Raw genomic sequence first — 20,532 nt, 5'->3', positions numbered from 1 at the left:
CGCGCCCGCACCGCTCGTGCCGGCGCCGGCTGCACCCGCACCGGCGCCGCCTGCGCCGCACCGGCGTCGTCTCCGCACACGCCCCGCTCGCGCGTCCCCCGCTCGAAGACCACCGGCACCACGTGCGCCGGGCTCCCCCTACGGTCCAGTACGTGAACCGGGTCTTGCGGAGTGGACTCCCCTCTTGGAGGATCGACCAGTCCTCCGATGGCTGTCGCGCCACGGCCGCACCCGGCGGCGCCATCGGCCGGGCGCCCGCGATCGAGGAAGATGGTGACGACCATGAAGCTGCTGCGAGTCGGTACGGCCGGGGCCGAGCGCCCGGCGCTGCTCGACGCCGACGGGACCCTGCGGGATCTGTCGGGCCTCGTCGAGGACATCGACGGCGCGCTGCTCGCCGACGACGTGGCCCTCGGCCGTATCCGCGCCGCGGCCGAGGCCGGGGAGCTGCCCGCGCTGGACGCGACCGGGCTGCGCGTCGGCCCGCCGCTGGGCCGCATCGGCAAAGTCGTGTGCATCGGGCTGAACTACCACGACCACGCCCGCGAGATCGGGGCCGAGCCGCCCGCCGAGCCGGTGGTCTTCTTCAAATCCGCGGACACGGTCGTCGGCCCGAACGACACGGTGCTCGTACCGAGGCGCTCGGTCAAGACCGACTGGGAGGTCGAGCTGGCGGTCGTCATCGGCCGCACCGCCCGCTACCTCGGCTCGGCGCAGGAGGGGCTCGCGCACGTCGCCGGTTACGCCGTCGCGCACGACGTGTCCGAGCGGGAGTGGCAGATCGAGCGGGGCGGGACCTGGGACAAGGGCAAGAACTGCGAGACGTTCAACCCGCTCGGGCCGTGGCTGGTGACCGCCGACGAGGTGCCCGACCCGCAGGCGCTCTCCCTCAAACTGTGGGTCAACGGCGAGCTGAAGCAGGACGGGACCACGGCGGACCAGATCTTCCCCGTAGGGGAGGTCGTGCGGTACGTCAGCCAGTTCATGACGCTGTACCCCGGAGACGTCATCAACACCGGGACGCCTGCCGGGGTGGCCATGGGGCAGCCCGAGCCGAAGCCGTTCCTTCGGTCCGGGGACGTGGTGGAGCTGGAGGTCGAGGGGCTCGGTCGGCAGCGGCAGGAGCTCAAGGACGCCTGAGCGCTCCGCTGGGGGGCGGGTGACCACGGCTTGTCCGTCGGCTGCGGGCCGTATGTGGTTGCTCGCGCCCACGCGGCGGAGCCGCATGTGGCAGGGAGCCCCGCGCCCCTCGGGGCAACCGCAGTCACCCCAGCAGAGAAGCCAGGCGCCTCCACTCCTCCCTCGGGAGGTTCTCCCTCGGCCCACCCGTCACCACCTGGAGCGCCACGTGGTCGGCGCCTGCCTTGACGTAGGTGTCGACGCGGTCGCGGATCCGGTCCTCCGTGCCCCACGCGAAGACCGCGTCGATCAGGCGGTCGCTGCCACCGTTCGCGAGGTCCGCCTCGGTGAAGCCGAGGCGCAGGAAGGTGTTCGTGTAGTTCGGCAGGTCCAGGTAGGGGGCCAGAGCACCGCGGGCCAGTTCGCGGGCGCGGGAGGTGTCGGTCTCGAGGACGACCTTCAGTTCCGGGGCCAGCAGCGCCGCGTCGCCCAACGTTTCGCGGGCCTGCGCGGTGTGTTCGGGCGTGACCAGGTACGGGATCGCGCCGGCCGCGCGGTCCCGGGACAGCTGAAGGTTCTTCGGGCCGAGCGCGGCGAGGACGCGGCGCTCGGCGGGGACGCCGGCCGCGTCGAGTTCGTCGAGGTAGGCGGCCAGCGCCGCGAGCGGGCGGCGGTACTGCGAGGCCAGCTTGGCGTGGCTGACGCCCAGGCCCAGCAGGAAGCGGCCCGGGTGGGCCCGCTCCAGCTCGGCGAACCGGGCAGCGGTGTCGGCGGCCGTGTGCTGCCAGATGCTCTGGATGCTGGTGCCGACGGTGATGCGCGCGGTCGCCTTGAGCAGCGGCTCGGCGTGAGGGACGGCGCTGCTGCCGCCGAGCCAGAGGGCACCGAAGCCCAGGGTCTCCAACTCGGCTGCCGCCTCGGCCCGTTCGCCCCGCAGAGCCGGGTCCTCGGAGCGCAGGCCCACGCTCCAGATGCCGTACCGGCCGATCCTGTCCTGCACCGTGCTCATGGGTCCCTCCGGGCGGGTCCGTGATCATCACGTCTACGGCCAGTCCCAACCGGAGGGGCCCGCGAGTTCATTCCGGCGCACCTCGGATCCTCGGAAAGTCATCGGATCCTCGGGAAAGCCGCCGGATCCTCGGACGCTCCTCAGACCTTCAGGAACTCCTCCAGCGCCTCCACCACGAACCGGTGGTCCTGCAACTGGGGCAGCCCCGAGACGGTGACCGCGCCGATCACGCCGACGCCCTCCACGGTGATCGGGAAGGAACCGCCGTGGGCCGCGTACGCGTCCGGGTCGAGGCGGGAGGACTCCTCGAAGGTGGAGCCCTTGGCGCGGAAGCGGGTACCGACCAGGTAGGAGGCGCTGCCGTAGTGTTCGACGACCCGGCGTTTGCGGGCGATCCAGGCGTCGTTGTCGGGCGTGGAGCCGGGCAGGGCGGCGTGGAAGAGCTGCTGGCCGGCCCGGTGGATGTCGATGGCGACCGGCGCCTGCCGTTCGCGGGCCATGCCGACCAGCAGCGAGCCGAGCGCCCACGCGTCGTCGTGCGTGAACTGCCGGAAGACCAGGCGGCGTTCCTGGGCCTCCAGCTCCTCGATGCTCGGGGTCAGCTCGGGCGTGAACTTCGGGGTCAGTCCGCTCATCGCAGGGTCACCACCACTCCGTCGCGGGCCGACCGGCGGGCCGCTTCCAGTACGTCGAGGGCGTCGGCCGCCTCCAGTGCGGTCACCGGGTTGGGGCCGGCGCCGGTGAGGGCCTTCGCCACGGCCGCATAGTAGGCCGGGTAGTCGCCGGGCAGGGTGGGTTCGGCGCGGCCGCCGCCGGTCAGCGGGGACTCCCCGGCGCCGACGCGACCCCACAGCTCCTCCGGCTCGACGCCCCAGCCGGGGCCCGGGCGGTGGCCGTCGCGCAGCGCCGCCTCCTGCGGGTCCAGGCCGTACTTGACGTAGCCGGCCTGCGAGCCGAGCACCCGGAAGCGGGGGCCGAGCTGGGCGGTGGTGGAGGAGACGTACAGGTGGGAGCGGACCCCGCACGCGTGCGTCAGCGCGAGGAACGTGTCGTCGTCGGCCTCCGCGCCCGCGCGCCGGACCACCGACTCGGCGTAGACCTGGGTGACCGGGCCGAAGAGCACCAGTGCCTGATCGACGACATGGCTGCCGAGGTCGTACAGCAGGCCGCCGATCTCCGCCGGGTCACCGGACTCCCGCCAGCCGCCCTTGGGCTTGGGCCGCCACCGCTCGAAGCGGGACTCGAAGCGCCATACGTCGCCCAGCGCGCCCTCGTCGATGAGGTGCCGCAGGGTGAGGAAGTCGTTGTCCCAGCGGCGGTTCTGGAACACCGACAGCAGCAGCCCGCGCTCCTCGGCGAGTGCCGCCAGCTCACGCGCCTCGGCGGCGGTCCCGGCGACGGGCTTGTCCACGACGACCGGCAGCCCCGCCTCCAGGGCGGCGGTGGCCAACGGGACGTGGGTCTTGTTCGGGGAGGCGATGACGACCAGGTCGAGGTCGCCGGCCCGTTCCAGCAGCTCGTCGGTGCCGGCGACCGTCGTCACGCCGGGGTGCTCGGCGCGCGCCTGCGTCTGCCGCTCGGGGTTGGAGGTGACGACCGTGTCGAGGGTCAGGCCGTCCGTGGTGGCGATCAGCGGGGCGTGGAAGACGGAGCCCGCGAGGCCGTAGCCGATGAGGCCCACGCGGAGGGGGGTGCCTGTCGTACCTGTCATGCCCCCCACTTTGGCAACGCTGTTGCCAAAGTGCAAGCGGCGGGGACAATGGGGGCTGTGAGCGGTACGAACGGTGGAATCAAGAGCGACGGCGGCACGGTCCGCGGTGACGGGGGCTCGGTCGGAGGTGGCGGCACGATCGGTGGTGACGGCGGCACGAAAGCAGGCGGCGTCAATCTGCTGGGGCTGCGCAGCCACAACACCGCGCTCGTGCTGGAGCTGCTGCGCACGGCCGGCGCCGAGGGCATCAGCCGCCTCGAACTCGCCGAGCGCACCGGGCTGACCCCGCAGGCCGTCAGCAAGATCACCGCACGGCTTCGGGAGCAGGGGCTGGCCACCGAGGCCGGGCGCCGGGCGTCCACCGGCGGCAAGCCGCGCACGGTGCTGCGCCTGGTGCCGGACGCCGGGCACGCCGTCGGAGTGCACCTGGACCGCGACGAGCTGCGGGCGGTGCTGGTCGACCTCACCGGCGCGGTCGTCGGGCAGAAGCGGGCGCCGCTCGACCTCGGGGCGGGGGCGGAGGCGGTGCTGGGCGGTGTGGAGCGGGCCGTGCGGCCGCTCACCGGCTCGGTGCCGCCCGCGTCGGTGCTGGGCGTGGGCGTCGCGCTGCCCGGGCCGCTCGATCATGTGCGGGGTGTGCTGCACCGGGTGACCGGTTTCCCCGAGTGGGACGGTTTCCCGCTGCGGGACGCGCTCGCCGGGCGCCTCGGCCTGCCGGTCGTCGTCGACAAGGACACCAACGCCGCCGCGCTCGGTCTCTCCGTCGCCGGGGAGGGCGGCTCCTTCGCCTACCTCCACCTCGGTACGGGACTGGGCGCCGGGCTGGTCGTCGGCGGGGCCGTGCACCGGGGGGCGCGGACCGGGGCGGGCGAGTTCGGGCACCAGGTGATCCAGCTGGACGGCCCGGTGTGCGGGTGCGGCGACCGCGGCTGCATCGAGGTGCTGTGCCTGGGGGCGGTACGGCGCGGGGACACGGCGGAGGCCGCCCGGGTGCTCGGCGCCGGGGCCGCCAATCTGGTCGGGCTGCTGGACATCGACGGGGTGCTGCTCGGGGGGCGGGTCGTGGCGCGGGCGCCGGAGACCTTCGTGTGCGGGGTCGCGGAGGTCCTCCGGGAGCGAGCGCACCGGGAGGGAACGCCGGGCGGCGCGGTGCCGGTGCGGATCGCCGGGGGCGGCGAGTGGGGGGTCGCGGCGGGCGCGGGTCAGCTGGTCCTGGGGCCGGTGTTCGGGCGGCGGGACGCGTAGGGGGCGGCGGAGGGCGCCGATCCGGACGCGTAGAGGAGCGGGGAGGGGCCGATCCGGACGCGCGCAGGTGCGGGGAGAGGGCCGATCCGGGATGCGGGGGAGTGGGGCAGGGCGCCGAGCCAGGCGCGCAGAGGAGTGGGGAGAGGGCCGATCCGGGAGCGGGGGGAAGGGGGTCGGGGTGCCGATCCGGGCGCAGAGGAGTGGGGAGAGGGGCCGATCCGGGATACGCAGGGCAGGGGGGCCCGGCCGGGTGGGATCCGTCGGCCGTTCGAGGGGCCTTCCCGGTACGCCTCCGCCGCAGCAACGACCCTTTCCCCCAAGCTCATGTGATCATGCGACTGTTCCCGCTCGCCCGTGTCCCCGCGGCGGCAGCCGCCACGCTGCTGCCCCTGCTGCCGTTACCGGCCCTCGCGGCGCCCGCCGTCGCTGCGCCGGCGCATGCCGCGCCCGCCTTCACGCCCCGGGCGCACGCTGCCTTCGCGCCCCCTGCGCACGCCGCCCAGGCCCACGGTCAACCCCCCGCTCCCGCCCTCGCCCTCGCCCCCGACCCCACCTGTGCCGCCGGCGCCGGCTCCTCCGACTTCCCCCTCCGGGCCCGTATCCGCGGTGGCCCCGCGGCGTACGACGCCGGTGGCGGATACGGCGTCTGGTATCTGGACCTGACGAACACGACCCCCGGCACCTGCACCGCCATCCACCCGGTCGTCGTCCTCGTCGACGAGCGGCGTGCGCTGACGGCTACCCAGCCACGGCTGGAGTTCGACGACGGCCACCGCACCCGCACCGTGCGGTTCGAGACGACCGACGAGGACGAACTGGTCGGCGCGTTCGGGGAGACGGACGGCTTCCCGGGGTTCAGCGTCGGGCCGCGCCGCACTCTGACCGTGCGCGTGCGGCTGGCGTTCAGCGCGGACGCCGTACCCAACGAGGTCACCGCCGAGGCCGCGGTCGTACGCCGGCACGACGACGACGGCGACTGGGTGGGCCAGTCCGGCGACTACCGCTTCACGGTACGGAACGCGGACGGACCCCCGCCTTCACAGGCCCCCGGAACCGACCCCGGCGCCACACCCCCCGGACCCGCCCCCACCCCCGCCACCGCGAGGCCCACCCCCGACCCCACCCCGGCCCCCACACCCGCCCCCACCGGCGCGCTCGCCGCCGACGAACTCGCCCGGACCGGCATCACGGACGGCGCGCTCGCCGCGGCCGTCGCCCTGCTGCTGGGCGGGGCCGCGCTGCTGGTGGTCCGCAGACGCCGCTGACGGGGACGGGAGGGCGGGGGCCTCATGGACGGAGGCGGAGGCGCCACCGGCAAGGGACGGACCCACCACCGGCAAGCGACGGAGGCGCCGCCGTTCAGGCCCGCCCCGTCTGCGACGATCCTCGCGTGGACTACCCGAACGACCAGGCCCCCGGCGCCCCCGTCCGCTCCGGCATCCCGGAGCACGGGCGGATCCCGAAGTACTACGCGGTCAAGGCCCGCATCGACGCTCTCGTCGCCGAACTCGGCGAGGGCAGTGTCATCCCCACCGAACGCGACCTCGCCGAGCGCTACGACGTGGCCCGCGAGACCGTCCGGCAGGCCCTGCGCGAGCTGGTGCTGGAGGGCAAGCTCCGCCGGCAGGGGCGCGGCACCGTCGTCGCGGGGCCCAAGCTGGAACAGCCGCTGTCCCTGGCCAGCTACACGGAGGGCGTGCGCCGTCAGGGCCGTACACCCGGCCGTGCCCTCGTCACCCTGGACCGCTTCCCCTGCCCTCCGGCCCTGGCCGCCGAGACCGGGCTGACGCGCGGCGAGCCCGTGTGGCACCTGGAGCGGGTGCTGCTCGCCGACGACGAGCGGGTCGGCCTGGAGAGCACCTATGTCGCGGTGGCCCGGGTGCCCGACCTGGACACCGGCTTCGAGCCGGACTCCTCCTTCTACGGCTACCTCCAGGGCCGCGGCATCGCGTTCGGCGACGCCGACGAGCGCATCGAGACCGTGCTGGCCACCCCCCGCGAGGCGCTGCTCATCGGCACCCCGCCCGCCCTGCCGATGCTGCTCATCCACCGGGTCTCCCGGGACGCGCAGGGCCGGCCGCTGGAGCGGGTGCGCAGCCTGTACCGGGGGGACCGGTTCTCGTTCACGACGCATCTGCGTGGCTGAAACTCAGCGATGACCACCCCTGGCGACCGATCACGTCAAGATAACGGGTCTAGCCCAAACGTGATGGCTCGTTCACGCTCCCGTCGGCATCCGGACCCTTCCGGTTCCCCGGCCGAGAGGAGCGTGGCCGACGTGAGAGTGACAGTCGTAGGAGGCGGCGTGGTCGGGACCATGCACGCCTGGCAAGCAGTCCAGCGCGGCCATGAGGTCGTACAGATCGAGCGCGAGAGCGAGGCGCGCGGCGCCTCCCTGCGCAACTTCGGCCAGATCTGGATCAGTGGCCGCGCGGGTGGTGAGGAGCTGGCGACGGCCCTGCGGGCGCGCGAGCTGTGGCAGGAGATCGGCGCCCGGGTGCCCGGGCTCGGCTTCCGTCCCAACGGCTCGCTGACCCCGCTCCGCGGTGACCTCGAAGTGGCCGTCGCCGAGGCCGCGGTGGCCCGCGAGGACGCGCCCGACCGCGGCTACAAGCTGCTCACGCCGGACGAGGCCCGCGCGCTGAACCCCGCTCTGCGCGGTGCGTTCGACGCCGCCCTGTACTGCGAGCGCGACGCGGCCGTCGAGCCGCGCACCGCGCAGCTCGCCCTGCGCGCAGAGCTCGCCAAGTCCCCGAACTACACCTTCCTGCCGGGCCGCGAGGTCCGCGAGGTGATCGGCGGCAGTGCCGTCCGCGACGATCACGGCGACGTGCACCGCGCCGAGGTCGTCGTCCTCGCCACCGGCGCCTGGCTCGGCGGCCTGGTGCGCGAACTGGCCGGGCCGGACCTGCCCGTGCGCCGGGTGCGCCTGCAGATGATGCAGACCGACCCGCTCGGCGAGCCCCTGACCACCTCCGTCGCCGACGCCGACAGCTTCCGCTACTACCCGGCGTACGCCTCGCCCGCCCTGGACGATCTCAACGCCCGCCGGCCCCAGCCCGAGACGGCCGCCGCGCACAAGATGCAACTGCTGATGGTGCAGCGCGCCGACGGCGGCCTGACCATCGGCGACACCCACGAGTACGAGCACCCCTTCGCCTTCGACACCCTCGAGGACCCCTACGAGCACCTCACCGGCGTCGTCGAGTCCCTGCTCGGCAGGCCGCTGCCGAGGATCCGGCGCCGCTGGGCCGGGGTGTACGCGCAGTGCACCGACCCGCGCAAGGTCGTGCACCGGCAACAGGTGCGCGAGGGGGTGTGGCTGGTCACCGGGCCCGGCGGGCGCGGCATGACCTGCTCGCCGGCGATAGCCGAGACGACCGCGAACGAACTGAACTGGTGACCCTCCCCATGAGCGACACGACCCCCGACATCAGCCTCGTCGTCCTCGACATGGCCGGTACGACCGTCGCCGACGGCGGCCTCGTCGAGCAGGCCTTCGAGGCGGCCGCAGCCGAGCTGGGCGTCGAGCCCGGCAGCCGCGGCCACGCCGGCAAACTCGCCCATGTGCGCGCCACCATGGGCGAGTCGAAGATCTCCGTCTTCCGCCACCTGTTCGGCGCGGAGGACCTCGCGCAGCGCGCCAACACCGCCTTCGAGAAGGCGTACGGCGACCTCGTCGACGCCGGCCGCATCGCACCCGTCCCCGGCGCTCGCGAGGCCATCGAGAAGATCCAGGCCGCCGGCCGGACCGTCGTGCTGACCACCGGCTTCGCCCGCGTCACCCAGGACGCCATCCTGGCCGCGCTCGGCTGGCAGGACCTCGTGCCGCTCACCCTGTGCCCCGCCGACGCCGGAGGGCGCGGGCGGCCGTATCCGGACATGGTCCACACCGCCTTCCTGCGCACGAAGGCCGCCGCCGACGTCCGTCAGGTCGCCGTCGTCGGCGACACCTCCTACGACGTGCTCAGCGGCGTGCGGGCCGGGGCGGGCGTGGTGGCCGGTGTGCTCACCGGGGCGCACCGCGAGCCGGAGCTGCGCCGGGCCGGCGCCACCCATGTCCTCGCTTCCGTCGGGGAGTTGCCGGGAGTACTCGGATGAGCAGCGGCATCCGCTTCGAGAACGTCACCGTCGCCTACGACGGCCACGTAGTCCTCGACTCCCTCGACCTGACCGTCGAACCGGGCGAGGTGATGGCGCTGCTCGGGCCGTCCGGATCCGGCAAGACCACCGCGCTGCGGGCGGTCGCCGGGTTCGTGCGGCCCGCCGCCGGGCGCGTGCACCTCGGCGGCCGGGACGTCACCGACCTGCCGCCGCACCGCCGGGGCATCGGCATGGTCGTCCAGAGCTACGCGCTCTTCCCGCACCTGCGGGTCGAGGACAACGTCGCCTTCGGACTCAAGGCCCGCAAGGTCGCGAGGAGCGAGATCCGCACCCGGGTCGCCGAGGCGCTGGAGATGGTCGGCATGACCGGCTACGCCCGCCGCCACCCGCGGGAGCTGTCCGGCGGCCAGCAGCAGCGCGTCGCCATCGCCCGCGCGCTCGCGATCCGCCCCTCGGTCCTGCTGCTGGACGAGCCGCTCTCCGCGCTCGACGCCCGCCTGCGTTCGGGGATGCTCACCGAACTGGCCCGGCTGCACCGCGAACTGCCCGACGTGTCGATGCTGTACGTCACCCACGACCAGGTCGAGGCCCTCACCCTCGCCGACCGGATCGCCGTGATGGACCGGGCCCGCCTCCGGGCCTGCGGCACACCGCGCGAGCTGTACCGGGCACCCGCGAACGCGTTCACCGCGTCCTTCGTCGGCAACGCGAACCTGCTGCCGGTGACCGTGACCGGCGAGGGCGTCCGCCTCGGGGACGCGCCGATCAAGGTCGTCACCGGCGGGGCGACGACCGGGGCGAAGGCCACCCTGTGCGTCCGCCCCCACCTCGTCGGCCTCGGCGAGGGCCCCAACCGGCTCACCGGCACGGTCACCGACCTCCAGTGGCGCGGCGCCACCCACCGGCTGTACGTCGAGGTGGACGGCCACCGGATCATGGCCGACCTGCGCGAGCTGAGGGACCCGCCCGCGCACGGCGAGCAGGTCACCCTGCACTTCGCACCGGAGGACGCGACGCTGCTGGCCGCCGGGGTGGGCGATGAGTAGGCCCCTGGACATACCGCTCGCGGCCCCGGCGGCGAAGCGTGCCCGGGCGCGGCGCGACCGCGGCCTGCTGTGGGCGCTGCCCCCCGTCGCCCTGCTCGCCGTCTTCTTCCTCTACCCCCTCGCCCTCGTCGTCCGGCAGTCCTTCCAGCCGGACACCGGTGGCACCTCGCTGGAGCCGTACGCCGACGTCCTCGCCTCCGCCGCGTTCCGGGACGCGTTGTGGACGACGGTGTGGCTGGCCCTGGCCGCGACTGCCGGGTGCCTGGTGCTCGGCTTCCTGCTGGCGCTGGTCATCGCGTTCGTACCGTTCCCCGGCGCGAGGGCGGTCGCCCGGTTCATCGACGTCTTCCTGTCCTTCCCGTCCTTCCTCATCACGCTCGCGCTGCTGTTCGTCTACGGCGGCGTCGGCATGGCCAACGGGCTGTGGACCTCCGTCACCGGCGCCGCCGAGGGCCCCTTCGCCTTCCTGACCACGCCGTGGGGCGTGCTGCTCGCGGAGGTCACCTACTTCACGCCGTTCGTGATGCGGCCGCTGCTCGCCGCGTTCGCGCAGCTCGACACCGCCCAGATGGAGGCGGCCGGTTCGCTCGGCGCCCGCGCCCCGCGCATCGTGCGGCAGATCATCCTGCCGGAGGCGCTGCCCGCGCTCGCCGCCGGCGGCAGCCTCGTCCTCGTGCTGTGCCTCAACGAGTTCGGCATCGTGCTGTTCACCGGCGCCAAGGGCGTCACCACCCTGCCGACCCTCGTCTACGGCAAGGCGATCCTGGAGTCCGACTACGCGGGCGCCTGCGTCGTCGCCGTCGTCAACGTCCTTCTCTCCGTGGGCCTGTACGGCCTGTACCGGGTGGTGAGCCGTCGTGCTGGTGCATAGCCGCCGCGCCAAGTGGACGATCTGGGCGGTCTTCCTGCTGCTCTTCCTCCCTCTGTTCGCGCTGCCCCTCCTCGTCGTCCTCGGCGCGTCCTTCGCCACCCACTGGTCGAGCGTCCTGCCCTCCGGCCCGACGCTCGGCCACTACCGCGCCGCCACCCGCGGCGACGCCCTCCAGGCACTCACCACCAGCCTGCTCACCGCGCTCGCGGCGAGCCTGCTCGCCCTCGCTGTCGGCACCTGGGCGGCGCTGGCCGCCGCGGCGCTCAGGGAGCGTCACCGGCGGCTGATCGACGCCCTGTTCGTCCTGCCCGTCGCCGTGCCCTCGGTCGTCGTCGGCCTGTCCGTCCTGGTCGCCTTCTCCCGGCCGCCGCTGCTCCTCAACGGCACCCGCTGGATCGTGATCCTCGCCCACACCGTGCTGGTCACCGCCTTCGCCCACCAGTCGGTGTCCGCCGCGATCCGCCGCCTCGACCCGGCGTACGAGCAGGCCGCCGCCTCTCTGGGCGCGAGCCCCGCGTACGTGCTGTGGCGGGTGCGGCTGCCGCTGCTGCTGCCGTCGCTGACCGCCGCCGCCGGCCTGTGCTTCGCCCTGTCCATGGGGGAGCTGAGCGCCACGATGATGCTCTACCCGCCCGACTGGACCCCGCTGCCCGTCCTGATCTACGCGGCCACCGACCGCGGCGCCCTGTTCGCCGGGTCCGCCGTCGCGGTGGTCCTCATGGCGGCGACGCTGCTCGTGCTGTTCGCCGTCTCCCGCGTGCGGACGAAAGCCGCCTACCGCTGACCCGCTCACATCCTCCGCAGACCCCTGGAGTTGGCCTCGCCATGCCCAGAAACACCCTTACGATCGCCACCGCCCTCGTCGTCCTCGCCGCCCCTGCGCTCACCGCCTGCGGCGGCTCCTCCGCCGACGCCGACGACAAGGCCGTCACCGTCTACAGCGCCGACGGACTCAAGGGCGAGAACGGCGACGGCTGGTACGACCGCGTCTTCAAGGACTTCGAGAAGCAGACCGGCATCAAGGTCAAGTACGTCGAGGGGGGCTCCGGTGAGATGGTGCAGCGCGCCGTCCGCGAGAAGAGCAACCCGCAGGCCGACGTGCTGGTCACGCTGCCGCCGTTCATCCAGCAGGCCGATGGCAAGGGCCTGCTGCAGAAGTACGCCCCGAAGGGCTCCGAGCAGGTCAGCGGCGCCGACAAGGCCGCCGACGGCACCTGGACGGCCGTCGTCAACAACTACTTCGGCTTCGTCTACAACAAGCAGCAGCTTCCCAAGGCCCCGAAGACCTGGCAGGAACTGCTGGACGGCACCTACAAGAACAAGATCCAGTACTCCACGCCCGGCGTCGCCGGGGACGGCACCGCCGTCCTGATCAAGGCCATGCACGACTTCGGCGGCAAGCAGCCCGCGCTGGACTACCTGGGCAAGCTCCAGGCCAACAACGTCGGCCCGTCCGCGTCCACCGGCAAGCTCGCGCCGAAGGTCGACAAGGGCGAACTCCTCGTCGCCAACGGCGATGTGCAGATGAACTACGCCCAGTCCAGGACCATGCCCCACCTCGGCATCTGGTTCCCGGCCGGCCAGGACGGCAGGCCCACCACCTTCGCGCTGCCGTACGCGGCCGGTCTCGTCACCAAGGCCCCGCACAGCGAGAACGGGAAGAAGCTGCTCGACTTCATGCTCGGCCAGGCCGCCCAGCAGCAGGTCAGCGAGATCGGCGGCGGCTTCAGCGCCCGCACCGACGTCAAGGCCACCGACGCCAACGCCATCGCGCTGGCCAAGCTGATGGACGGCGTCCAGGTCTTCGAGCCGGACTGGTCCGACATCGACAAGAACCTCACCGCTTACGTCGACGACTGGAAGTCCGCGACCGGCAGCTGACCCGGCGCACTGCCCGGCAGGCGAGATCACCGTCTCCGACGGGGTCGAGATCAGCCACCGCTGATTAGGCTGGGGGCGTCGGTACGCCGTGGTTCCGGCGCCCCCAGCCCGTGTAGGACCGTACGTACGCCAGGAGACGCAGCACATGGCAGACCGCAAGCCCATCGAGTCGTGGCTCACCGACATGGACGGCGTCCTCATCCACGAGGGAGTGCCGATCCCCGGCGCCGACGCCTTCCTGAAGAAGCTGCGCGAGTCCGGCAAACCGTTCCTGGTACTGACCAACAACTCCATGTACACGCCGCGTGACCTGCACGCCCGCCTGACCCGCATGGGCCTGGACGTGCCGATCGAGAACATCTGGACCTCGGCGCTGGCCACCGCGAAGTTCCTCGACGACCAGCGCCCCGGCGGTTCGGCCTACGTCATCGGCGAGGCCGGTCTGACCACCGCGCTGCACGACATCGGCTACATCCTCACCGACCACGAGCCCGACTACGTCGTCCTCGGCGAGACCCGCACGTACTCCTTCGAGGCCATGACCAAGGCCGTGCGGCTGATCAACGGCGGGGCCCGGTTCATCTGCACCAACCCCGACGAGACCGGCCCCTCCACCGAGGGCCCGCTCCCGGCGACCGGCGCGGTGGCCGCGCTGATCACCAAGGCCACCGGCAAGCAGCCGTACTTCGCGGGCAAGCCGAACCCGCTGATGATGCGCACCGGCCTGAACGCCATCGGCGCGCACTCCGAGACCAGCGCGATGATCGGCGACCGGATGGACACCGACGTGCTGGCCGGCATGGAGGCCGGGATGCAGACCTTCCTGGTGCTCACCGGCCTCACCACGACCGGCCAGGTGGAGAACTTCCCCTACCGGCCCTCGCACGTAGTGGACTCCATCGCGGACCTGGTCGACCTGGTCTGACCCGGGCCGTCGCCGGCCCGGGGTGGTCCCGCCCAACCCGGGCCGGCGGGAACATCACCCGGACGGAGCAATATCGGCGCCCCAGCGGATGCGTCGGCGGTCCCGGACGGGGAGCCTCCAGATAACTGGAGGTACACGATGGGCTCACTGAAGGTCACTGTCTGTGCGGGCGCCGCGGTGCTCGCCGCGCTCACCCCGGCGGCGTACGCGGCGGACGGAGGCGCGGTCTCGGTGTCCCCTTCCTCACCCGCCCCCGGCGCCGACGTGTCGCTGAGCGCGCACGGCTGCGCCGGCCGCACCGCCACCGCCGTCTCTCCCGCCTTCGTCACCGACGCGCACCTCGCCGGCGCCGAGGGCGCCCTCACCGGGGAGAGCAGGATCCGCTCCTCCGTCACACCCGGCACGTACGACGTGAAGGTCACCTGCGCCGGCCGCACGGTCGCGGGCAAGGTCACCGTCGTGCAGCGCGGCGGGTACACGACCCCTCCCGGGCACGAACCGCCGGCGTCCGCCCCCGCGTCCCCGATCGCCCCGGTCCACGCGGGCGGCGGCGGCACCGCACGGCTCACCGCCGAGCGCACCGCGCGCATCGCCGCCGACGCCCACGCCGAGGGACCCGGCCTCGCGCACGCCGTCATGGGACTGGTCCTGGCCGGCGTCGCCGCGACCGCCGTGGGCGTGCGCGGTGTCGCCCGCCGGAGCCGCAGGACCCACTGACCATGGCGGACACCGAACGCTCCTCCGGCACCGCGCGCCTGGTCATGGGCGTGGCCTGGGCGGTCCTGCTGCTGGGGCTCTGGCTGTGGGGGATGAAGGTCACCGACGTACGGCAGACCATGTCCGCGCCGACCACCGGTGACATGGCAGCCGCGGGCCGCCCACCGCTCGCCGAGCTGCCCCCGGCCGCCCGGCCGCTCAAGGGGGCCGCGCCGCAGCGCATCGACATCCCCGACCTGGGCGTGCAGGCACCGGTCGTGGGGCGCGGCCTGGACGCCGGGGGCGCCATCGAGCCGCCGCCGTTCGACCAGGCGGCGGTGGTCGGCTGGTACGCGGGCGGAGCGGCGCCGGGCGCGGCCGGGACCGCGCTGATGGTGGGGCACGTCGACACCGCGACCAGACCCGCCGTCTTCTACAAGCTCAGCACGCTCAGACCGGGCCGCACCGTGCGCGTGGTGCGCGCCGACGGCCACGTCGCCGAGTTCACCGTCGACGACGTCCAGGTCCTGCCCCGAGACCACTTCGACGCCCACCGCGCCTACGGTCCCCGCCGGCCGGGGCGGGCCGAGCTGCGGCTGATCACCTGCGGCGGCACCTTCGACAAGGCGAGCCGCAGCTACACGGCCAACGTGATCGTGTCCGCCTACCTGACGGGCACCCGGCTGTAACAGCTCGCCGACGGTCCGCCGGGACGACCTCGTGGGCGTCGCGGGTCGTATGCCAGGATTGAGCCCCGAGACAGGCCACCCGAGGGGGAGTTGGATGTACCGCAAGAGGGGGGTGGCGGCAGCGCTGGGGGCGGCGCTGCTGATCGCCGGTTGTTCCTCCGGGAGCGGTGACGACAAGGAAGGCGCGGCGGCCGCGCAGATCACTCAGCAACCCAAGGAGGCCGACCCGTTCTGGGTCAACCCGGACGGCACCGCGGCCCGGCAGGTCGCGGCCTACCTCAAGGACGACAAGCGGGCCGAGGCCGACCAGATCCGCAAGATCGCCGAGCAGCCGACCGGCGAGTGGATCGGCCCGGAGAACCCCGAGGCCGAGGCGCGCGGCTTCACCGAGGCCGCCGACAAGGCCGGCCGCACCGCGCTGCTGGTGCTGTACGACATCCCGCACCGCGACTGCGGCCAGTACTCGCAGGGCGGCGCCGCCGACGGCGACACCTACCGCGCCTGGATCGACGGCGTGGCGAAGGGCATCGGCGACCGCGCGGCCACGGTGATCCTGGAACCGGACGCCGTGCTGCACCTGGTGGACGGCTGCACCCCGGACGAGTTCCACGAGGAGCGCTACGACCTGCTCAAGGGCGCGATCGCCAAGCTGAAGTCGCTCAAGAACACCAAGGTGTACCTGGACGCGGGCAACGCGGGCTGGGGCCACCCCGACCAGGTCGTCGAGCCGCTGAAGTGGGCGGGCGTCGACCAGGCCGACGGTTTCGCGGTCAACGTGTCCAACTTCTACTCCACCAGGGACTCCCTCGCCTACGGCAAGCAGCTGTCGGCGAAGACCGGCGGCAAGCACTTCGTCATCGACACCAGCCGCAACGGCAACGGCCCCTACGCCGGCCGCGAGGCGAACGAACGCTGGTGCAACCCGCCGGGCCGGGCGCTGGGCGAGCCGCCGACGACGAAGACGGCCGACCCGCTGGTCGACGCCTACCTGTGGGTGAAGCGCCCCGGGGAGTCCGACGGCGAGTGCAAGGGCGGCCCGAAGGCGGGCGAGTGGTGGGCGGACTACGCGCTGAAGCTCGCCGAGGCATCGAAGTAGCGACGCAGCAGCGGCAGCACGAAGGGGCGCCCCCCGGGAGGAGGGCGCCCCTTCGTCGTAGCCGTGTCGCCTGGGGATCGCCGGGGCCGCTAGGGGACCCTCACCCACTGCGCCGTGCTCGGCGTGCCCTGGTCGTCGTCCACGAACAGCATGTACCAGCCGGACGGGACGAGGTTGCGGTCCTTCGGGACCGTCACCGTCACCTTGTCGCCGGACACCTTGAAGTCCAGCGCGATCGAGCGCTGGTCGACGTCCGTCACGTGCGTCGACGCGCTCGGCCGGATCAGCCGGGCCTTCTTGACCGTGGCGGCGTGCTGCGAGGTGAACGTGCCCGAGCCGCCGCGCTCGATGGTCTGCGGGCCGCCGGACAGGTCGGGGCGCGCGTCCCGGTACAGATAGGGCGGCGTGTAGATCTCGATGCGCTGCTCGAACTTGCCGGGCTTGGTGTTGGCCTTGTCGCCGTAGAGCGAGTCGGAGCCGAAGAACATCACACGGCCGTCGGGCAGCAGGATCGATCCGGAGTGGTAGTTGCGGCCGACCAGCGGGTCGGCGACCCGCTTGAACGCGTTGGACTTCGGGTCGTACAGCCGCGCCTGGAGGATGTTGGAGTCGCCGCGGCCGCGGTAGTCCTCCGAGCCACCGGAGACCAGCACGCTGTCGTCGGGCAGGATCGAGGACTGCGGGTAGCGGGTGCCCTTCTCCAGCGTCGGACCGTCCACGAACTTCGGGTCCGGCTCCTTCAGGTCCACGATCCGCGTCCGGTTGCTGGACAGCTTGGACTCGCCGACCCCGCCGCCGCCGATCACCATGTACTTCTCGTCCTGGGCCGGCGGCAGCAGCACCGTGCCGGACGTCTCCATCATGTTCGCGTCGCTCAGCCCCGGGATCTTGGTGAACTTGTTGGTGTCCACGTCCCAGACGCCCGGCTCACGCCCGACGTTGTCGGGGCCGTAGCCCGCGTTGGAGCCCGAGTAGAAGATCTTCCCGTTCTCCAGCAGGAACAGCGCCGGATAGGTGGGGAACTGACGGACCGACTTGGTGTAGGTCCAGGTCTTGGTCTTGGGGTCGAAGACCTCGTTCTTGCCCGGGACCAGCTGTCCGATGTCGTCGAGACCGGAGACGCTGAGGACCTTGCCGTCGCTCAGCGTGGTGAGCGTCGGATACCAGCGGGCCTCGTTCATCGGGTCGACCTTGATGTACTTCTCGGCGACCGGGTCGAACTCGTAGGCGTCGCGGATGCCCTGGAAGTCCTTCTTGTCCAGGGCGAGCTTCTGCGCGATGCCGTACGTGTTGCGGGCGTCGGTGCCGGAGAGCCCCTGGATGCGGTAGTTGTCCTGGGTGCCGGTCTCGTACTTCTGCCCGCTGTGCTGCGCCTCGACGTAGATACGGCCGAGCCCGGGGTCGTTGCGCAGGAACCTCCCGGCCTTGTCGAAGACCTTCTTCGCGCGCGGCACGAGCACCGGGTCCTTGGAGACGAACGTCTTGCCGTTCTCCTTGCCGGTGAACTGGGTGCCCGCGGGCAGGGTGATCGGCTTGTCCGGGTTCTCGTTGTGGACGATCATCAGGCCGCCGGCCTTGGTGACGTCACCCTTGAGCTTCTCGTACCGCTTGGTGCCGCCGGCGATCAGCAGGTTGCCGTTGGGCAGCTGGGTGTGGCCGGTGCAGAACAGGTCGCTCGGGGTGGGCACCTTCTTGATGGTGCCCTTGACCGGGTCCCAGATCCGGGTGTCGAACTTCTTGGCGTCGAAGTTCTCCTGGTTGTTGCCGGATCCGGCGACGAGCAGGATCTTCCCGGTGTGCAGCAGCGCCGCGTGGATGGTGTTCTGGCGGTACTCCTCGGGGAACTGGACGATGTCCCAGTGGCCGTTCTCCGCCTTGTACTCCGGCTTGTTGATCTTGTAGTCGTGGTACTTCGCGGTGCTGAAGCGGTACAGCCACGGACCGTTCATCCCGGCCAGCGCGAGGACCACCGCCGTGCCTATCGCGAGTCGACGGGCGCGGCGGCGGCCGGCTCGGTCGTTCATTCCTTACGTCCCCCCAGCCCACCAAGGGCGATCTGCATGGTCTGGTCGTTGCCCGAGCCCGGCTCGGCCCACTGCGGGCGCGGGGCCGGGCCGTGCGGCGCGTACTGCGCCGCAGCCCCGTGCGCGGGAGTCCCGTGTGCCGGGGCGGGCGGGACCGCGTCCTGCGGCGCTCCCGCCGCGTGGGCGGCAGGCTTCTTCGCGGCCTGCCGCAGTTCGTGGCGCCAGACGAAGATCGGCGCGGCGGTGATGAGCAGGGCGAACGTGGCCCAGATGATCATCGCCGGGTGGGAGTGCCCGAGCACGAGGCCGGCGGTGATGGAGCCGCCGAAGATGGCGATGAAGTACCAGTGGTAGCGGAAGGTGCCGAACCAGGTGTCCGGGCTCGCCGAGTCGCCCTTGGGCGTGACGACGAACTTGCTCTTGCGGCGCAGCAGGGAGTCGATCAGCGCCTTGGCGTACAGCGGCGCCGACAGCGCGGACATCACCATGCCGGCCACACCGCCGGAGCCCTCCGGCTCGTGCGGGGAGACGTTGTGGCGCCGGTTCCAGATGTACAGGCCGATCTGCAGGGCGGAGGCGTTGCCGTAGAGCATCAGCCACACGGTGGGGTCGATGTTCACACCCGAGGCGCCCAGGCCCAGGAACAGCGCGCAGCTGAGCGCCGCGAGCATCCAGTTCAAGGCGGACATCGGATAGAAGATGATCATCATCGTGTAGTTGAAGAGCCGGCCGGGCGGCAGGGTGCCCCAGCCCTTCCAGTACTGCTTGAGGATCGTCTCGTAGGTGCCGCGCGACCAGCGCATCTGCTGGGTGAAGAAGTCCGTCCAGGCGGCCGGGCCCTCGCCGACGGCGAGCACGTCTGGGGTGTAGACCGACTTCCACTTGCGCCCGGTGACGGGGTTCTTGTGGCGGTGGATCTCGAACCCGGTGGCCATGTCCTCGGTGATCGAGTCGTACAGGCCGCCGATCTGCTTGAGCGCCTTGATGCGTACGGCGTTGGAGGTGCCGACGAACATCGGGGCGCCGTACTTGTTGCCGGCGCGCTGGATGAGGGCGTGGAAGAGGAACTGCTGCGACTCGGCGGCCTTGGTCACGAACGAGTCGTAGTTGCCGTAGACCTGCGGGCCGATGACGAAGCCGACGTCCGGGTCGCGGAAGAAGCCGAGCATCCGCTCCAGGTAGTTCGGCAGCGGCACGTGGTCGGTGTCGACGGAGGCGAAGAAGTCGTAGTCGTCGCCGTGGGCGTCCAGCCAGGCGTTGTAGTTGCCGTGCTTGGTCTTGGCCCGGTGCGGGCCCTTGGCCTGGTTCCACTTCGCGACGCCCTTGCGGGAGAAGTGGTGCACGCCGAGCCGCTCGCACACGGCCTTGACGTCGGGGTCGTCGCCCTCGTCGAGCAGCCACACGTGCAGCAGGCCCCGGTGGCGCAGCCGGACGGCGGCCTCCAGGGTCTTGGTGACCATCTCCAGCGGCTCCTTGCCGGGCACGAAGGAGGTGAGGAAGGCGACCCGGGTGCCGGTCTGAGGCACGACCGGGACGGGATCACGGGCGACGAGCGTGGCGTGCGCGTTGGACAGCACGTTCAGGCAGCGGAAGAACTCGATCAGGCCGATCGAGACCAGCATCACGACGTCGAGGGCCGGCAGGAAGTCGAAGGCCGGGTAGTCGCGTTCGGTCCAGTGTTCGGGCTGGAGCAGCCAGAACAGCAGGACCAGCGAGAGTATGGGGGCCGCTGCCAGCATCAGGGCGACCCGGATGCGGTGCGGTTCCTGGGAGATCAGCGAGCGGTACTGAACGGTGTACGGCTTGTGCGGATCGGGCTGGGTGAGGGGGCCGGCCAGCCTGCTGTAGTGCTCGTAGTCGTATCTCGGCAGGTTCCTCTTGATCCGCCGGAAGGTTCCGGTGGTGCTCATCCGGTGCGTGGGCACCCTGAGCTGAGTGGTCTGTGACGGGTCGGAGCCGTGCCGGGCGCCCGTCGGCGTCGACGTCATGAGTCATCCCCCCACACGCAGGTCAGCGCGTGTCTGTCGGTTACGTCACCCGCTCCGGCCCCCTCGACCGTCACGGATGGTTCAGTGGCGGGCCGCTGTCCCCACGTCGTCCCAACCCTATAGACATG

19 protein-coding genes are annotated in these 20,532 nt (G+C 72.2%); 14 read left to right on the top strand and 5 right to left on the bottom strand.

Annotation, left to right across the window (positions count from 1 at the left end; all coding sequences use genetic code 11):
- Positions 1 to 282: 282 nt before the first annotated feature.
- Entirely contained in the window at positions 283 to 1,140 is an 858-nt protein-coding gene (locus ACZ67Q_RS18650; protein WP_471183100.1) for a fumarylacetoacetate hydrolase family protein, read from the top strand.
- Positions 1,141 to 1,264: 124 nt separating this feature from the next.
- On the opposite strand, the gene ACZ67Q_RS18645 is transcribed toward ACZ67Q_RS18650, so the two are convergent.
- The 3 genes from ACZ67Q_RS18645 to ACZ67Q_RS18635 form a co-directional block, all read right to left on the bottom strand.
- The gene (locus ACZ67Q_RS18645) at positions 1,265 to 2,128 is read right to left on the bottom strand and encodes an LLM class F420-dependent oxidoreductase (RefSeq protein ID WP_471183097.1); all 864 of its coding nucleotides are present in this window, start codon (positions 2,126 to 2,128) and stop codon (positions 1,265 to 1,267) included.
- 140 nt (positions 2,129 to 2,268) lie between these two features.
- On the bottom strand, positions 2,269 to 2,763 hold the full coding sequence (locus tag ACZ67Q_RS18640) for a heme-degrading domain-containing protein (RefSeq protein ID WP_471183095.1): 495 nt from the start codon (positions 2,761 to 2,763) through the stop codon (positions 2,269 to 2,271).
- Entirely contained in the window at positions 2,760 to 3,839 is a 1,080-nt protein-coding gene (locus ACZ67Q_RS18635; protein ID WP_471183092.1) for a Gfo/Idh/MocA family protein, read from the bottom strand. The genes ACZ67Q_RS18640 and ACZ67Q_RS18635 overlap by 4 nt, the downstream gene beginning before the upstream one ends.
- Positions 3,840 to 3,887: 48 nt before the next feature.
- Here ACZ67Q_RS18635 and ACZ67Q_RS18630 point away from each other — a divergent pair, with 48 nt between their 5' ends.
- From ACZ67Q_RS18630 to ACZ67Q_RS18570, 13 genes are all read left to right on the top strand, one after another.
- Positions 3,888 to 5,084 carry an ROK family transcriptional regulator gene (locus ACZ67Q_RS18630; protein WP_471183090.1) on the top strand — a complete coding sequence of 399 codons (1,197 nt, stop codon included), beginning with the start codon at positions 3,888 to 3,890 and terminating at the stop codon, positions 5,082 to 5,084.
- Positions 5,085 to 5,416: 332 nt separating this feature from the next.
- Positions 5,417 to 6,349, top strand: a complete 933-nt coding sequence (locus ACZ67Q_RS18625) for an LPXTG cell wall anchor domain-containing protein (RefSeq protein WP_471183089.1) — start codon at positions 5,417 to 5,419, stop codon at positions 6,347 to 6,349.
- 125 nt (positions 6,350 to 6,474) lie between these two features.
- Positions 6,475 to 7,230 (top strand): GntR family transcriptional regulator, encoded by a 756-nt coding sequence (locus ACZ67Q_RS18620; RefSeq protein WP_471183088.1) that lies wholly within the window; start codon positions 6,475 to 6,477, stop codon positions 7,228 to 7,230.
- Positions 7,231 to 7,401: 171 nt separating this feature from the next.
- A complete protein-coding gene (locus tag ACZ67Q_RS18615) occupies positions 7,402 to 8,487 on the top strand; it encodes a TIGR03364 family FAD-dependent oxidoreductase (RefSeq protein WP_471183443.1) in 1,086 nt (361 codons plus the stop codon).
- Between the two features lie 8 nt (positions 8,488 to 8,495).
- A complete protein-coding gene (locus ACZ67Q_RS18610) occupies positions 8,496 to 9,185 on the top strand; it encodes an HAD family hydrolase (protein WP_471183085.1) in 690 nt (229 codons plus the stop codon).
- Positions 9,182 to 10,234, top strand: a complete 1,053-nt coding sequence (locus ACZ67Q_RS18605) for an ABC transporter ATP-binding protein (RefSeq protein WP_471183082.1) — start codon at positions 9,182 to 9,184, stop codon at positions 10,232 to 10,234. Before ACZ67Q_RS18610 ends, ACZ67Q_RS18605 begins: the two co-directional genes overlap by 4 nt.
- On the top strand, positions 10,227 to 11,105 hold the full coding sequence (locus ACZ67Q_RS18600; RefSeq protein WP_471183079.1) for a 2-aminoethylphosphonate ABC transporter permease subunit: 879 nt from the start codon (positions 10,227 to 10,229) through the stop codon (positions 11,103 to 11,105). Before ACZ67Q_RS18605 ends, ACZ67Q_RS18600 begins: the two co-directional genes overlap by 8 nt.
- Entirely contained in the window at positions 11,092 to 11,889 is a 798-nt protein-coding gene (locus ACZ67Q_RS18595; RefSeq protein WP_471183077.1) for an ABC transporter permease, read from the top strand. Before ACZ67Q_RS18600 ends, ACZ67Q_RS18595 begins: the two co-directional genes overlap by 14 nt.
- A 41-nt stretch (positions 11,890 to 11,930) precedes the next feature.
- Entirely contained in the window at positions 11,931 to 12,986 is a 1,056-nt protein-coding gene (locus ACZ67Q_RS18590) for a 2-aminoethylphosphonate ABC transporter substrate-binding protein (protein ID WP_471183074.1), read from the top strand.
- Positions 12,987 to 13,131: 145 nt separating this feature from the next.
- Entirely contained in the window at positions 13,132 to 13,911 is a 780-nt protein-coding gene (locus tag ACZ67Q_RS18585) for an HAD-IIA family hydrolase (RefSeq protein ID WP_471183072.1), read from the top strand.
- Between the two features lie 138 nt (positions 13,912 to 14,049).
- The gene (locus ACZ67Q_RS18580; protein ID WP_471183069.1) at positions 14,050 to 14,628 is read left to right on the top strand and encodes a hypothetical protein; all 579 of its coding nucleotides are present in this window, start codon (positions 14,050 to 14,052) and stop codon (positions 14,626 to 14,628) included.
- Between the two features lie 2 nt (positions 14,629 to 14,630).
- Complete coding sequence (locus ACZ67Q_RS18575) at positions 14,631 to 15,296, top strand: class F sortase (protein WP_471183067.1); 666 nt, start codon at positions 14,631 to 14,633, stop codon at positions 15,294 to 15,296.
- A 94-nt stretch (positions 15,297 to 15,390) separates the two neighbouring features.
- On the top strand, positions 15,391 to 16,392 hold the full coding sequence (locus ACZ67Q_RS18570) for a glycoside hydrolase family 6 protein (protein ID WP_471183065.1): 1,002 nt from the start codon (positions 15,391 to 15,393) through the stop codon (positions 16,390 to 16,392).
- Positions 16,393 to 16,481: 89 nt separating this feature from the next.
- Here the strand turns inward: ACZ67Q_RS18570 and glxA are convergent, their stop codons facing one another.
- On the bottom strand, positions 16,482 to 18,416 hold the full coding sequence (gene glxA / locus ACZ67Q_RS18565; protein WP_471183063.1) for a radical copper oxidase GlxA: 1,935 nt from the start codon (positions 18,414 to 18,416) through the stop codon (positions 16,482 to 16,484).
- Entirely contained in the window at positions 18,413 to 20,404 is a 1,992-nt protein-coding gene (locus tag ACZ67Q_RS18560) for a glycosyltransferase family 2 protein (protein WP_471183060.1), read from the bottom strand. Before ACZ67Q_RS18560 ends, glxA begins: the two co-directional genes overlap by 4 nt.
- Positions 20,405 to 20,532: the final 128 nt, after the last annotated feature.

The organism is Streptomyces sp. NPDC036813 (assembly GCF_055609245.1).
Note: the sequence above shows the minus strand (reverse complement) of the source record. Positions and strands in the feature narration are given on the sequence as shown.